General features: G+C 70.6%; 12 protein-coding genes. 3 read left to right on the top strand and 9 right to left on the bottom strand.

Annotated elements, in window-relative coordinates:
- Position 1: 1 nt before the first annotated feature.
- From QNI14_RS11210 to QNI14_RS11180, 7 genes are all read right to left on the bottom strand, one after another.
- Positions 2-451, bottom strand: coding sequence for a hypothetical protein (locus QNI14_RS11210; RefSeq protein WP_283716667.1), 450 nt, complete (start codon positions 449-451; stop codon positions 2-4).
- Positions 448-1,260, bottom strand: coding sequence for a 4-hydroxy-tetrahydrodipicolinate reductase (gene dapB, locus QNI14_RS11205; RefSeq protein ID WP_283716665.1), 813 nt, complete (start codon positions 1,258-1,260; stop codon positions 448-450). Before dapB ends, QNI14_RS11210 begins: the two co-directional genes overlap by 4 nt.
- 9 nt (positions 1,261-1,269) lie before the next feature.
- Positions 1,270-2,091, bottom strand: a complete 822-nt coding sequence (locus tag QNI14_RS11200) for a TSUP family transporter (RefSeq protein ID WP_283716664.1) — start codon at positions 2,089-2,091, stop codon at positions 1,270-1,272.
- Between the two features lie 58 nt (positions 2,092-2,149).
- On the bottom strand, positions 2,150-2,995 hold the full coding sequence (locus QNI14_RS11195; RefSeq protein WP_283716663.1) for a phosphotransferase: 846 nt from the start codon (positions 2,993-2,995) through the stop codon (positions 2,150-2,152).
- Positions 2,996-3,012: 17 nt separating this feature from the next.
- Entirely contained in the window at positions 3,013-3,612 is a 600-nt protein-coding gene (locus tag QNI14_RS11190) for a histidine phosphatase family protein (protein ID WP_283716662.1), read from the bottom strand.
- Between the two features lie 69 nt (positions 3,613-3,681).
- A complete protein-coding gene (locus QNI14_RS11185) occupies positions 3,682-4,701 on the bottom strand; it encodes an aldo/keto reductase (protein ID WP_283716661.1) in 1,020 nt (339 codons plus the stop codon).
- Between the two features lie 199 nt (positions 4,702-4,900).
- Positions 4,901-7,159, bottom strand: coding sequence for a polyribonucleotide nucleotidyltransferase (locus QNI14_RS11180; RefSeq protein WP_283716660.1), 2,259 nt, complete (start codon positions 7,157-7,159; stop codon positions 4,901-4,903).
- 318 nt (positions 7,160-7,477) lie between these two features.
- On the opposite strand from QNI14_RS11180, the gene QNI14_RS11175 reads away from it, so the two are divergent.
- The gene (locus QNI14_RS11175; protein ID WP_283716659.1) at positions 7,478-7,660 is read left to right on the top strand and encodes a DUF5302 domain-containing protein; all 183 of its coding nucleotides are present in this window, start codon (positions 7,478-7,480) and stop codon (positions 7,658-7,660) included.
- Between the two features lie 66 nt (positions 7,661-7,726).
- Here QNI14_RS11175 and QNI14_RS11170 read toward each other — a convergent pair whose 3' ends face one another.
- Positions 7,727-9,163, bottom strand: coding sequence for a cation:dicarboxylate symporter family transporter (locus QNI14_RS11170; protein WP_283716658.1), 1,437 nt, complete (start codon positions 9,161-9,163; stop codon positions 7,727-7,729).
- 134 nt (positions 9,164-9,297) lie between these two features.
- Here QNI14_RS11170 and QNI14_RS11165 point away from each other — a divergent pair, with 134 nt between their 5' ends.
- Complete coding sequence (locus QNI14_RS11165) at positions 9,298-10,563, top strand: sensor histidine kinase (protein WP_283716657.1); 1,266 nt, start codon at positions 9,298-9,300, stop codon at positions 10,561-10,563.
- The gene (locus QNI14_RS11160; protein WP_283716656.1) at positions 10,560-11,243 is read left to right on the top strand and encodes a response regulator; all 684 of its coding nucleotides are present in this window, start codon (positions 10,560-10,562) and stop codon (positions 11,241-11,243) included. The genes QNI14_RS11165 and QNI14_RS11160 overlap by 4 nt, the downstream gene beginning before the upstream one ends.
- A 1-nt stretch (position 11,244) precedes the next feature.
- On the opposite strand, the gene QNI14_RS11155 is transcribed toward QNI14_RS11160, so the two are convergent.
- Positions 11,245-13,272: a GDSL-type esterase/lipase family protein gene (locus QNI14_RS11155; RefSeq protein ID WP_283716655.1), complete on the bottom strand. Its 2,028-nt coding sequence runs from the start codon at positions 13,270-13,272 to the stop codon at positions 11,245-11,247.
- Positions 13,273-13,277 lie beyond the last annotated feature (5 nt).

Below are 13,277 nucleotides of genomic sequence, written 5' to 3'. Positions count from 1 at the left end.
CTCAGCCGCGTCGTTCGGCGCGTTCGAGCGTGATGGCCGTGCGGATCGCCGATCGTGCGCGACGTCGGTCACCGGCACCGTCGTACAGCAACCCCATGCGGTACCAGGGACGCCAGTCTTCGGGCGCGGCTTCGACCGCCTCGCGGTAGGAGGGGAAGAGCGCGTCGGCCTCGGCAGCGACGGGGCGACCGCTCGGGCGGAGCGCAAGCTCCTCGGTCGGCAGACCGCCGTCCTGCTCGAGCCGCCGCCCGAGTCGCTGCGCACCAATACCGAACGACAGCTCGCGCCACAGCGCCCACGCGGCAACGACCGGCAGCAGCAGCATCGCCACGCCCATCGCGATGCCGACGCCGTCGCCGCTGGTCAGCAGCAGCCACGCGCGTTGGCCGACCAACACGATGTAGAGCGCGAGGACGGCGGCGACGATGCCGACGCCGATGCGTGTGCTCATACGTCGGTGGCGCGGGCGACCTGGCCGGATGCCGCATCGCCGACCGGCGCCGCCGCGCGGCCAGAGCTCGGCGTGCGAAGCCCGATGTCGATCATCGAATCGAGGCCGATGACGACACCCTTCGCGTCGCGGGCCGCGGCGAGCGCGACGCGGATGCCGGGCGCGTAGGCGGCGGCGGGATCGATCGTGTCGTGAACGATGGTCAACGACTCCCCCGGGCCCGACAGGATCGTCTCCTGCTTGGCGACGACGCCGGGGCGACGCAACGAGTGCACCGGGACGCTCGCGATCTGCTGACCGCGGGCGCGCTGGTCGACGTGCGGCGCCTCGACGGGACCGGCATCCGATCGCGCCGCGGCGATGAGCTCCGCCGTGCGCACAGCGGTGCCGCTCGGCGAGTCCACCTTGGTCTCACGGTGGGTCTCGACGATTTCGATCGAAGGGAAGAACCGGGCGGATGCCGCGGCGAGCGCCGACCCGATGACCGAGCCGAGCGAGAAGTTGGGGATGAAGACGGCGCCGGTGCCGGCGGCATCCACGAGGGGACGGACCAGCGCAATCCGCTCGGCGGACCAGCCTGAGGTCCCGACGAGGACGTTGATGCCACGGTCGATCGCCGCGCGGACGACGTCGATCGAGACCGCGGGGGTCGATGCGTCGACGACGAGGTCGGCGCCGTCCATCTCGCCGAGGTCGCTGCCCGAACCCAGCACAGCGATCGTCTCGAACCCGTCGGTGGCGTCGATCACGGCAGCGATGATGCTGCCGAGCTTGCCGGTGCCGCCCACGAGGGCCACGCGCGTCGTCATGCTGCCAGCCTACGGGGCGGTGAACTGCACGACGGTGTCCCAGGCGAGCTTGACGACCAGGAGCGACAGGACGACGAGGAAGACGATCCTCACGAAGCCGTTGCCGTTTCGCGTCGCCATCCGTGCCCCGATGAACCCGCCCGCCATGTTGGCGAGCGCCATCGCGATGCCGAGGATCAGGATGACCTCGCCGTGGACGCCGTAGACCACGAGCGCGGCGAGGTTGGTGGTGAGGTTGGCGATCTTCGCGTTGACGCTCGCCTGGAGGAACCCGAATCCGAGGACGGCGACGAGGAGGATGACGAAGAACGATCCCGTCCCCGGCCCGAGGATGCCGTCGTAGAACCCGACAGCCACGCCGATGGCGACCGACCGCCACCCGACCGCGATGTTGCCGGTGTGGCGCGGCGCGTGCTCGAGCCCCATCTTCGGCTTGAGGAGCGTGTAGACGGCCACCGCGACGACGGCGACGAGCACGACCGGTGTCAACACGTCGCGCGGGACGTACCTCGACAGGGCGGCACCGACCGCCGATCCGCCGAACGCCCCGACCACGAGCGGGATGAGCAAATTCAGTTGGACGCGGATGCTGCGCAGATAGACCCAGCTCGCCGAGAGCGTGCCGAAAAACGAGGAGAGCTTGTTCGTCCCGAGGATGTACGGCGTCGAGACATCCTGCGGCACGGCGATGACCAGCGCAGGCAGCTGGATCAGACCGCCACCGCCGACGACGGCGTCGACCCACCCGGCGACGCCGGCCGCGACGATGAGGAACACGAGCGCCGCCAGCGACACGGGAAGCCAATCGGCGAGCAGCGGTCCATCGAGCACCGAACGATTCTTCTCCGCTGGGTCACGCGCACCAAACCGGCGACGCTTGGACGTCGTGTCAGCCGAGCTCGCGGACCGCGTGAGCGGACATGTCACGAAGCCACGCGTCGTCGGCGTCGGCGAGGAGCGCGGCGATCGCGGCCGCCCAGGCGCTGGCGCGCGTCCAGAGGTGCGGGTCGCCGTAGTCACCGAGGGCGTCGCGGAACGCAGCACGTCCGGCCGCTGAGAACCCGAGCCACGCGATCGCGAGATCGCATGCCGGGTCGCCGGCGCACATGTCACCGAAGTCGATGAGTGCCTGGATGCCACCGCCCTGGAGGACGATGTTCCCGGGATGCACGTCGCCGTGCACCCACACCGGCTCATGCGGCCACATCGGCGCGGCGACGCCCTCGCGCCAAGCACGCTCGAGGGCCGGCCGACCCGCGAAACGGTCATCGATCGCCGCGTCGCGATCGGCGAGCGGGACACCGCGTACGGGGTTGAACGGGGCATCAGCCGGCGCGGGAACATGCAGCGCACGCAGCGCCGCAGCCAGCTCCTCCGCGATCCCGTCCCGCGCTGCCTGCGACGCCGAGGCGGCCACCGCACCGTCGAACCATGGCATGATGCTCCACGGCCATGGGAACTCCGGCCCGGGCTCGCCGACCGCGACGGGGGCGGGCACGGCCACCGGCATCCGCTCGGCGATCTCGGGCAGCCACCGCTGCTCGTTCCGCAGCAGCGGCACGGCGACCGCGCGACGAGGCACCCGCACGGCGAGCCGCTCGCCCAAGCGGTACACGGCGTTGTCCCACCCTGCGCCGACCCGGACGACGGATGCCGTCAGCTCCGGGTGCTGTGCGCGGACGAGTGCGTCGACCTCGGCGACGCTGAGGTCGACCTCGGGGCTCGGCTGCGGCATCCGTCCAGCGTAGGACGTCAGACCAGCGGGGACTCCGGGAGGCCGGTGCGCAGCTCCATCGGGAGGTGCGCAAGGTCGTTGTGGCTCAGGACGGTCCACGGGCGCCCGGGACGCTGCGCGAGCACGGTGAGCCCTGCGTTCGCCTGATTCAGCGTCAGCCACCGCCAGTTCGGCGCTTCGAGGACATGCCGCACGAACCAGGCGATGACGAAATTGTGGGTGATGAGCAGCTCGTGCGCGTTCGGGCGGTGCGCCAGGAACTCGGCGACCGCGTCGGACATCTGCGCGGCGCCCGCATCGATCTCGGCCTCGGTGACGCCGCCGAAGAACGGCTCGTAGACACTCGGGGTGTCGGGCGTCATCCCGCTCGGCACGCAGTCGAACAGCAGCGCGCTCGGTACCGGGTCGACCGCCGGCAATCGCTGCGCGACCGCCCTCGCCGTCTCGGCCGCGCGCTCGAGCGGCGAATGCCACACGGCGGTCAACGGCACTCCGGACAGACGGTCGGCGAGCAGCTCGGCCTGTCGGCGACCGCGCGGCGACAACGGACCGTCGGCCATGCCGTGCTCGGCGTCGAGATGCTCACCGTGCCGCACGAGATACAGATAGTGCGTCACGTCATGGCTCGCTTCGTCGTCCCCCGCGGCGGGAAGCCGCGGCTTCCTCCACCCTACGTCAGGGCACCGTCAATCGGTCGCGCGGGCGATCTCGGCGAGGTGCGCGCGGCTGAGCTGCACGCCGACGCCCTGCACGAGCTCGTCGACGTGCTGCGCCGCGTAGGCGTTCACGATGGGCGCCGACACGACGCGCTGCGCAAGCAGCCAGGCGATCGCGATCGCGGCGGGCGGGACCACGAGTTCCTCGGCGATGTGGTCGAGCGCCCGGAGGGTGCGCGCCCCGCGCCGGTTCATGCTGGCCGCGAGCTGACGACCGCGCACCGACGACCCCATGCGGTCGCGATCGCGATGCGCGCCTGACAGGTAGCCGTGCTCGAGCGCCTGCGACGGCGTCACGGCGATACCCTGCGCCCCGGCGACGAGACGCAGGTCGCCGTCGAACTCGCTGCGTCGGAGGACGTTGTACGGCACGTCGAGCACGGTGAACCGCGGGTAGCCGGCAGACGAGAGGATGCGCGCCTCGACGAGCTGGGCCGCGGTGTACCCGCTGGCACCGAGCGCGCGGACCTTGCCGGACTCCACAAGCCACTCCGCGGTCGCGAGCGTGTCTTCGAGCACCGTCGCGCGGTCGGCCGTGCCGTCGAGGTAAAGCACGTCGATGCGATCGGTCGCGAGCCGCGTGAGGGATGCCTCGACGGCGCGGACGAGATTCACCGACCCGAGGCCGGGATTGTCGGGGTTCCGACCGACTCGGACGGCGAGGACGGTGTCGTCGCGGGTGCCGCGCGAGCGGAACCACTGCCCGACAACGTGTTCGCTGCGGCCTGCGGCGAAGCTGTCGGACGTGTGCACGGCGTTGCCGCCGCGCTCACGGTAGGCGTCGAGGATGGCGTGCGCCGCGCGGAGGTCGACGTGCCAGCCGAACTCGGCTGCGCCCAGGACCAGCGGGAACACCCGCAGCCCAGTCTCGCCGAGCGCCTTGCGCACCGCCTGCCCCACCGGCACTCCTTGCACGGGCAGGGGTCCGGACGGGTGCCGCTCAGGCGCGACACTGGCCGGCGCCTGCGTCGCCGAGCCGAACACGTCCATCGTTCCTCCTTGCGGAGCGCCCGAGGATCCGTGGTCTGACGCATCCCCCGATGCGTACCTCCGAGCGTAGGGCAGGCCTGCGACATCGCCGGTTGATCGCGCCCCAGATGACGCGGCGTTTCTTAACGATTGGGTCACGGGGCAGAACGACGGACGCCCGCCCCTCCGAAGAGGGACGGGCGTCCTGGGAGCGTGATGCTCAGGCCTCGGCAGGAGCCTCGGCCGCAGCTTCGCCCTCGGCGTCATCGAGGACCGGCTCCAGCGACAGCTTGCCGCGGTCGTCGATCTTCGTGATGCGCACGAGGAGCTTCTGGCCGACACCGAGCACGTCTTCGACGTTCTCGACGCGCTTGCCGCCGGCGAGCTTGCGGACCTCGCTGATGTGCAGCAGGCCGTCCTTGCCCGGGAGCAGCGACACGAAGGCGCCGAATGCGGCGAGCTTCACGACGGTGCCCAGGAACTGCTCGCCGACCTCGGGGTTGGTCGGGTTGGCGATGGCGTTGACCTGCGCACGCGCGGCCTCGGCCGACGGACCGTCGACGGCGCCGATGTAGACGGTGCCGTCCTCTTCGATGGAGATCTGCGCGCCGGTCTCGTCCTGGATCGCGTTGATCGTCTTGCCCTTGGGGCCGATCAGTTCACCGATCTTGTCGACCGGGATCTGCACGCTGATGACGCGCGGCGCGGTGGGCGCCATCTCGTCGGGCGCGTCGATCGCCGAGTTCAGGACGTTCAGGATCGTGAGGCGGGCTTCCTTCGCCTGCGTCAGCGCGGCCGAGAGCACCGACGACGGGATACCGTCGAGCTTCGTGTCGAGCTGGATCGCGGTGATGAACTCGCTCGTACCGGCGACCTTGAAGTCCATGTCGCCGAGCGCGTCCTCTGCGCCCAGGATGTCGGTCAGCGCGGCGTAGCGCGTCTGGCCGTCGACCTCGTCGGTGACGAGACCCATCGCGATACCGGCGACGGCTGCGCGCAGCGGCACACCCGCGTTCAGCAGCGACAGGGTCGAGGCGCAGACCGAGCCCATCGACGTCGAGCCGTTGGAGCCGAGTGCCTCGGACACCTGACGGATCGCGTACGGGAACTCCTCGCGGCTCGGCAGCACGGGCACGAGGGCGCGCTCGGCGAGGAAGCCGTGCCCGATCTCGCGACGCTTCGGGCTGCCGACACGGCCGGTCTCGCCGGTCGAGTAGGGCGGGAAGTTGTAGTGGTGCATGTAGCGCTTGCTCGTCGTGGGCGACAGCGAGTCGATCTGCTGCTCCATCTTGAGCATGTTCAGCGTGGTGACGCCCATGATCTGGGTCTCGCCGCGCTGGAAGATCGCCGAGCCGTGGACGCGCGGGATGACCTGCACCTCCGCGTCGAGCGGACGGATGTCGGCCAGGCCACGGCCGTCCATGCGGACGCCCTCGGCGAGGATCCGGCCGCGGACGACCTTCTTGGTAACCGACTTGTACGCCGCGGAGAACTCCAGCGGCGCACCGGCGGGGAGCTGCTCGGCCTCGACGGCGGCGATGAGCTCGGCCTTGACGCGGTCCTTGACGGCGTCATCGGCGTTCTGGCGCTCCTGCTTCTCGGCGATCTGGTACACGTTCACCAGGTCGTCGTAGGCACGGCCGGCGACGAAGTCGTAGACCTCCGAGCTGTACGGGGCGAAGACGGGATAGACGCCCGGCTCACGCGACGAGCTCGCGGCCATCTGCGCCTGCGCCTCGACGAGCTGCTTGAGGAACGGCTTGGCGGCCTCGAGGCCACCGGCGACGATCTCTTCGCTCGGCTTGACGGCGCCGCCCTTGATGAGGTTCCAGGAGCCTTCGGTGGCCTCGGCCTCGACCATCATGATCGCGACGTCGCCGTCGGGCAGGACGCGACCGGCGACCATGAGGTCGAAGACGGCCTCTTCGACCTGCGCGGCGGTCGGGAACGCGACCCACTGGTCGGCGTGCTCGCCGTGGCCCGGGATGAGCGCGAGGCGCACACCGGCGATCGGGCCGGAGAACGGCAGGCCCGAGATCTGGGTCGACGCGGATGCCGCGTTGATCGCGAGCGCGTCGTAGAACTCGCCCGGCGCGATCGAGAGCACGGTGACGACGATCTGGACCTCGTTGCGGAGTCCGTCGACGAACGACGGGCGAAGCGGCCGGTCGATCAGACGGCAGACGAGGATCGCCTCGGTCGAGGGACGGCCCTCACGACGGAAGAACGAGCCGGGGATCTTGCCCGCTGCGTACGAACGCTCTTCGACGTCGACGGTCAGCGGGAAGAAGTCGAAGCCCTCGCGCGGGTGCTTGCCGGCGCTGGTGGCCGACAGGAGCATCGTCTCCTCGTCGAGGTAGGCGGCAACGGCGCCCTGCGCCTGCTGTGCCAGACGTCCGGTCTCGAACCGGACGGTGCGGGTGCCGAAGCGGCCGTTGTCGAGGACGGCTTCGGCTGCGGTGATTTCAGGACCTTCCAAGAGGTCTCTCCTTCTTTGTTTAGCCTCGTCCCTCCGTGTAAGGGGCGAGGGTCGCTCGAAGGAGCAGGAACAGGCAGATATGGGCGCGCGGACGCATCCGCGGAAAACCGCCTGCGCTGGCCACCAGTAGAAGACCACCATCCGTCTCGGATGGGAACCCACCACAGGGGACCAGCTTCCTGCCGGCCTGCTCCATGGACCCGTCGTGGGGATTCGGGACGAATCACGCCGACGGGGCGGTGTTGAGTTGTGTGCGGATGCCGCACGGCAACCCGACTCAGCCTATCAGCGGGCCCCGTGTCTGCGTATCGTGGCGGTATGAGTGATGACCAGAAAGCCGCGGGCGCGGCATCCGACGACATGAAGCGGAAGTTCAGGGAGGCGCTCGAGAAGAAGAACGCGCACCACCGTCAGGGTGAGGCGCACCTCGACGGCGACTCCGCGATCCACGGCACCCACGGCGCGGTGACCAAGCGCGAGTTCCGTCGCAAGAGCGGCTGACCGCCCCCACACACGGATGAAGGCCCCGGACATGATCGTCCGGGGCCTTCGTCGTGCGGGCAGGGATCAGCGGCCGGCGGCCACGCGCTCGCGGGCGCGCTCCTCCTTCGCGGCCATCTCGGACACGGCAGCTTCGCCGAGCCCGTGCGTGTCGACCGCGCCGGTGTCGTCGGACATGCCGTGACCGGTCAGCGTCGACTCGTCGAACGGCTGCTCGCCCGCGAGCACCGCGCGGGTGCGCTCGCGGTCGATCTCCTTCGTCCACGTGCCGATGAGCACGGTCGCGACGGCGTTGCCGGTGAAGTTCGTGAGCGCGCGCCCCTCGGACATGAACCGGTCGATGCCGACGATGACACCGACGCCGTTCACGAGGTCGGGACGGTAGGCCTGCAGACCACCGGCGAGCGTGGCGAGACCGGCACCGGTCACGCCGGCGGCGCCCTTCGACGCGATGATCATGAAGACCAGCAGGCCGATCTGCTCGGGGATCGACATGGGCGCACCCATGCCCGAGGCGATGAACAGCGACGCCATCGTCAAGTAGATCGCGGTGCCGTCGAGGTTGAACGAGTAGCCCGTGGGGACGGTGATGCCGACGACCGGCTTCGAGACGCCGAGGTGCTCCATCTTCGCGATGAGGCGCGGCAGTGCCGACTCGCTGGAGGAGGTACCGACGATCAGGAGGTACTCGCGGGCGAGGTACTTCATGAGGCGGAAGATGTTCACCCGTGCGACGGCGTACAGGAGGGTGCCGAGGATGCCGACGACGAAGACGATGCAGGTGATGTAGAACGCGATCATCAGGATGCCGAGGCTCACGATCGCCGCGACACCGGTCTTGCCGACCACGGCGGCGATCGCGCCGAAGGCGCCGATCGGTGCGAGCCACAAGATCATGCCGAGGATGCGGAACACGAGCGTCTGGAGGTGCTTGACCGCACTCATGATCGGCTCGCCCTTCGCACCGAGCTTCTGCAGCGCGAAGCCGACGAGCAGCGCGACGAAGAGGACCTGGAGCACGCTCTCGCCGGTGAACGACGAGAAGAACGTCGTGGGGATGATGCCGAGCACGAAGTCGACGGTCGACTTCGCCTCGCCGGCACCCTCGACGTCGTACGTCGCGCTCTGCATGTTGAGACCCTCGCCCGGGTGGATGATGTTGCCGACGACCAGGCCGATGGCGAGCGCGAACGTCGACATGACCATGAAGTAGAGCAGCGCGAGGCCGCCGATTCGGCCGACGGTCGCAGCCTTGGCGATGGAGCCGACACCGACGACGATCGTGCAGAAGATGATCGGCGCGATCATCATCTTGATGAGGTTCACGAACGCCTTGCCGAGCGGCTCGAGCGCGACGCCGAACGCTGGCCAGAGCAGGCCGACGACGGCGCCGGCGACGACCGCGAGGATGACCGAGACGTAGAGCCAGGTGTGCTTGTCCCAGGCCTGCTTTCCACGTCGGGCGTTGTAGCCCGGGAGCCGGAACGATGTGGTGAGGGCCATTTCTCCTCCAGGTGACAGTCGTTGTCGATGCCGACTGCGCTGTCGGCCGCTCCCCACTGTCGCGGTCATGCGGATTCCGGCCGAGTTGTGGTCGTATTGGTCGCGGACATCACCCGAGTCCCGAGGAGGTGGCGATGGAGCGACGGCGTGGTCGCAGCGCGGCATCCCGCGTCTTCGCACTCTCGGCGGGCGCGGTCGTCGTCCTGGCGCTGGTAACGGCGGGCATCTTGCTGTGGGACGGCCAGCGCGCCGTACGGGCCGAGGCGGAGCGGGTCACGAGCGCCGTCGCGCAGACCGTCGCCGACACCGGTGAGGTCGCCGAGGCGTTGGCGGCGGGAGATCGGGATGCCGCATCCGCGGCGCTCCAGCCGCAGATCGAGGCGGTCATGGCCGACGCCGACGTCGACTTCGTGACGATCATGGACCCGGACGGCGTCCGCATCACCCACCGCGACCGCGAGCAGATCGGGAAGACCTATCTCGGCACGATCCCCGACGACGACGTCGCACTCACCGAGGAGTTCACCGGCACGCTCGGGCCATCGGTCCGCACGATCGTGCCCGTGCACCTCGACGGCGAGCAGGTCGGCTGGGTGTCGGTGGGGGTCACGGTGGGCACGATCTCGGCGACGCTCGCGCCGCGCATCCTCGTCGCCGTCGCCATCGCGGCCGCGCTCGCGTTCGCGGGCCTCGTCGGCGCGGTCATCGCACGGCGGGCGACTCGACGGGTGACGGGCGACCTGCCGGCGGGCGCGGTGCGGGACGCAGTGTCGTCGTACGAGTCGCTCCGCACCCTCGGCGAGGCGCTGCGCGCGCAGACCCACGAGCACGGGAATCGCCTCCACACCGCAATCGCCCTTCTCGAGCTCGGGCGCACGCGCGAGGCGATCGACATCCTCGCCGAGAACTCGCGCCAGAGTCAGCTGCTCGTCGACCAGGTCGCGGCTCGGCGCGACGGCGATCCGACTGTCGGCGCGCTCCTGCTCGGCAAGGCGTCGCAGGCCAAAGAGCGCGGCGTGCAGTGGCGCGCCCGCATCGACCCCGACGCACCTCGCTCGGCGCTCTCCCCCATCGACGCGGTCTCGGTCGTCGGGAATCTCATCGACAATGCGCTGGACGCGGCGGCATCCGGAGATCAGCCTCGATGGGTCGACGTCCGTATGACCCGCACCGACGAGAACGAACTCGAGATCGCGGTCGCCGACAGCGGGTCGGGCGTCCCCGACAACCTCCGAGCGCGGATCCTCGAGCACGGGTTCTCGACCAAGCCCGCGGGCGCCGCGGGACGCGGCGTCGGCCTCGCGCTGGTTCGCGGGATCGTCGACGACGCCGGCGGCATCCTCACCCTCTCGGAGGGCCCGACGACGTTCCGCGTCATCCTGCCCCGGAGGGACGCATGATCGGCGTGCTGCTCGTCGACGACGAGGCCCTCACCCTCGACCTGCACCGCGAATACGTGGCACGACTCGAGGGGTTCACCGTCGTCGCGGAGTGCGCCGGTGCCCGCGCCGCGGTCGGTGCCCTCCTCGAGAGCCCGGTGGCCGGGGAGATCGACCTCGTGCTGCTCGACATGACGATGCCCGACGGCACGGGCCTCGACGTGCTGCGCCACGTGCGGGCCCGGGCCGGCGCCGTCGACGTGATCGCGATCACCTCGGTGCGCGACGCCGACGTCGTCCGGCAGGCGATCGGCCTCGGCGCGGTGCAGTACCTCGTGAAGCCGTTCACGTTCGCCGACTTCGCCGACCGGATGGCGCGGTACCGGCGCTACCGGGAACAGGCGCAGCAGACCGCCGGGGCAGCGACACAGGCCGAGATCGACGCGATGCTCGGCGCCCTCCGCCCGACCGCCCGCGCGGCACTGCCGAAGGGTCTCTCCCCGGACACCCTCGAACGGGTCTCCGCTCTGCTCCGCGAGTCTGGGGCGCTCTCGGCACTGGAAGCGGCCGAACACCTCGGCATGTCCCGGGTGGCTGCGCGGCGCTATCTCGAGCACCTCGCCGATGTCGGGCGTGCCGAGCGCGCGTCGCGCTACGGCGGGCCGGGCCGCCCCGAGGCGGAGTACCGCTGGCTCTCCTGACTCAGTGGCGCGCGGACGTGCGCCCGCTGGTTCGCCCCACGACGACGTAGTCCGGCAGCTTCGCCGTGCGCCCGTCGCCGGCGGTCCGTCCGCGGATGCGACGCCACACCCAGGGGAGCGCGTCCCGACGCAGCCAGGTGCCCTGCGCGGGCGATTCCTCGTCGACGTGGAACGCCTCATCGAGCTCGGCGAGCGCCTCTGCGTGCGGGACGCCGAGCGCCTCGGCTGCGCGGTAGGCGACGTATCGGTGGCCGCGCGAGCGGAGGTGCACGCGGTCGTCCGCCCAGAAGTCGAGGCGTCCGAGCTCGGGGTGCGCCTCGAGGTCGAGGAGGATGGCGCCCGTCTCTGCGGCGATGGTCCGAAGCCGCGCGTTGAACGCCCCGAAGCGCCGCGCCAGGAGACCCGCAGCCGCGCGCTCGGGGAGGAACACCGTCGCGAGCAGGACGTCCGCGCCCGATGCCCGGAGCCTCCGTACCGCCGTGTCGACATCGCGCGCGAGGGCGTCGACGTCGACGCGCGCCCCCACGAGATCGTTGGCGCCGATGAGGACGGATGCCAGGTCGGGACGCAGCTCCAGCGCGCGCGGTAATTGCTCGGCCAGCAGGTGCCCGACACGGCGACTGCGGACGGCGAGGTTCGCGTACCGGAACGGGCGTCGGCTCGGACCGGAGAGGGCGAGGAGTTGCGCGAGTCGGTCGGCCCAGCCGCGGAACTGTCCCTCCGGCATCCGAGACGTGTCGCAGAGGCCCTCGGTGATGGAGTCGCCGAGGGCGACATAGCGTGACCAGCGACGCCGGGCCTCATCGGCGGGCGTCGTCGGGAGCTCTGGTCGCGGCCACGCCTTGGCGCGAAGCCCGCGGTCGAGCCGTGACAGGTGCATCGCGCGGTCGTAGTGCTCGAGCAACCGGTCGCCCAGGTGCGACCATGTCCGGCCGGCGACCGCGCCGCGAGCGGCATCCGCGAAGGCTCGGCGCTTCGCCGGGTCGCCGGCGAGGTCGGCGACCCGCGCGCGCAGGTCGTCGGCGTCGCCGGGACGGTACAGCCAGCCGTCGATGCTGCTGCGGACGAGGTCGAGCGGACCCCCGCGGCCGGTCGCGACGACGGGCACACCGCTCGCCTGCGCCTCTTGGATCGTCTGCCCGAACGTCTCGCTCTCGCCGGGGTGAACGAAGACGTCGAAGCTCGCCATCGCCGCGGCGAGCTCGTCGCCCTGGAGATGCCCCGTGAACACCGCGTCGGGGAGGAGCTGTTCGAGCATCGGACGCGAGGGCCCGTCACCGACGATGACGAGACGGATGCCGGGAAGTCCACGCAGCGCGACGAGGTCCTCGACCTGCTTCTCGGGCGCCAGGCGACCCACGTAGCCGACGATCGTCTCTCCCGGCGCGATCAGCGCACGCCATGCCTCGTCGCGCTTGTGCGGGGCGAAGCGGATGCCGTCGACACCGCGCCCCCACAGGGCGACGCGGTCGACACCGAGGCCCTCGAGCTGCGACCTGGCGGCATCCGAGGGTGCGAGGGTCAGCGTCGCACGTCGGTGCAGCCGGCGCACGTGCGCCTCGGCGAGCGCGGTCGCCTGCGGGACGCCGTATCGCGCCGCATAGGCGACGACATCGGTCTGGTAGACCGCGACCGATGGCAGCTGCAGCGCGTCGGCGGCGACGAGCCCCTGCCAGCCGAGCAGGAACGGCGACGCGAGGTGCACGACGTCGGCATCGAAGCGGCGGAGGTCTCGCGCGATGCTCGCCGACGGCGGGATCGACACACGCACCGCGGGGTACGCGGGCAACGGGACGGAGGCGACGCTGCGCCCCGGCATCCCGAGCGCATGCCTGCGGACCGCCGGTGCGACGACGAAAACGTCGTGGCCGGCACGTTCGAGGTGGTCCCGCACCTGGAGGACGGAACCTGTGACCCCGTTCATGTGGGGGAGGAAGGACTCGGTGATGACCGCGACTCTCACACGACCAGGGTGCACACCGAGCCCCGGTTCGAGCGCCTCGGAGGGGCCGGGTTTCCGAGTGTTCACGAACG

Origin of the sequence: Microbacterium dauci, assembly GCF_030065535.1 — a bacterium.
Taxonomy (GTDB): domain Bacteria; phylum Actinomycetota; class Actinomycetes; order Actinomycetales; family Microbacteriaceae; genus Microbacterium; species Microbacterium dauci.
This window is presented reverse-complemented; position numbering and strand designations above follow the sequence as displayed.

What these genes read in the sequence shown, in the direction of transcription:
- QNI14_RS11210 (WP_283716667.1), bottom strand. Translation starts at nt 451, where the DNA reads ATGAGCACACGCATCGGCGTCGGCATCGTCGCCGCCGTCCTCGCGCTC.
- dapB (WP_283716665.1), bottom strand. Translation starts at nt 1,260, where the DNA reads ATGACGACGCGCGTGGCCCTCGTGGGCGGCACCGGCAAGCTCGGCAGC.
- QNI14_RS11195 (WP_283716663.1), bottom strand. Translation starts at nt 2,995, where the DNA reads ATGCCGCAGCCGAGCCCCGAGGTCGACCTCAGCGTCGCCGAGGTCGAC.
- QNI14_RS11185 (WP_283716661.1), bottom strand. Translation starts at nt 4,701, where the DNA reads ATGGACGTGTTCGGCTCGGCGACGCAGGCGCCGGCCAGTGTCGCGCCT.
- QNI14_RS11175 (WP_283716659.1), top strand. Translation starts at nt 7,478, where the DNA reads ATGAGTGATGACCAGAAAGCCGCGGGCGCGGCATCCGACGACATGAAG.
- QNI14_RS11170 (WP_283716658.1), bottom strand. Translation starts at nt 9,163, where the DNA reads ATGGCCCTCACCACATCGTTCCGGCTCCCGGGCTACAACGCCCGACGT.
- QNI14_RS11165 (WP_283716657.1), top strand. Translation starts at nt 9,298, where the DNA reads ATGGAGCGACGGCGTGGTCGCAGCGCGGCATCCCGCGTCTTCGCACTC.
- QNI14_RS11160 (WP_283716656.1), top strand. Translation starts at nt 10,560, where the DNA reads ATGATCGGCGTGCTGCTCGTCGACGACGAGGCCCTCACCCTCGACCTG.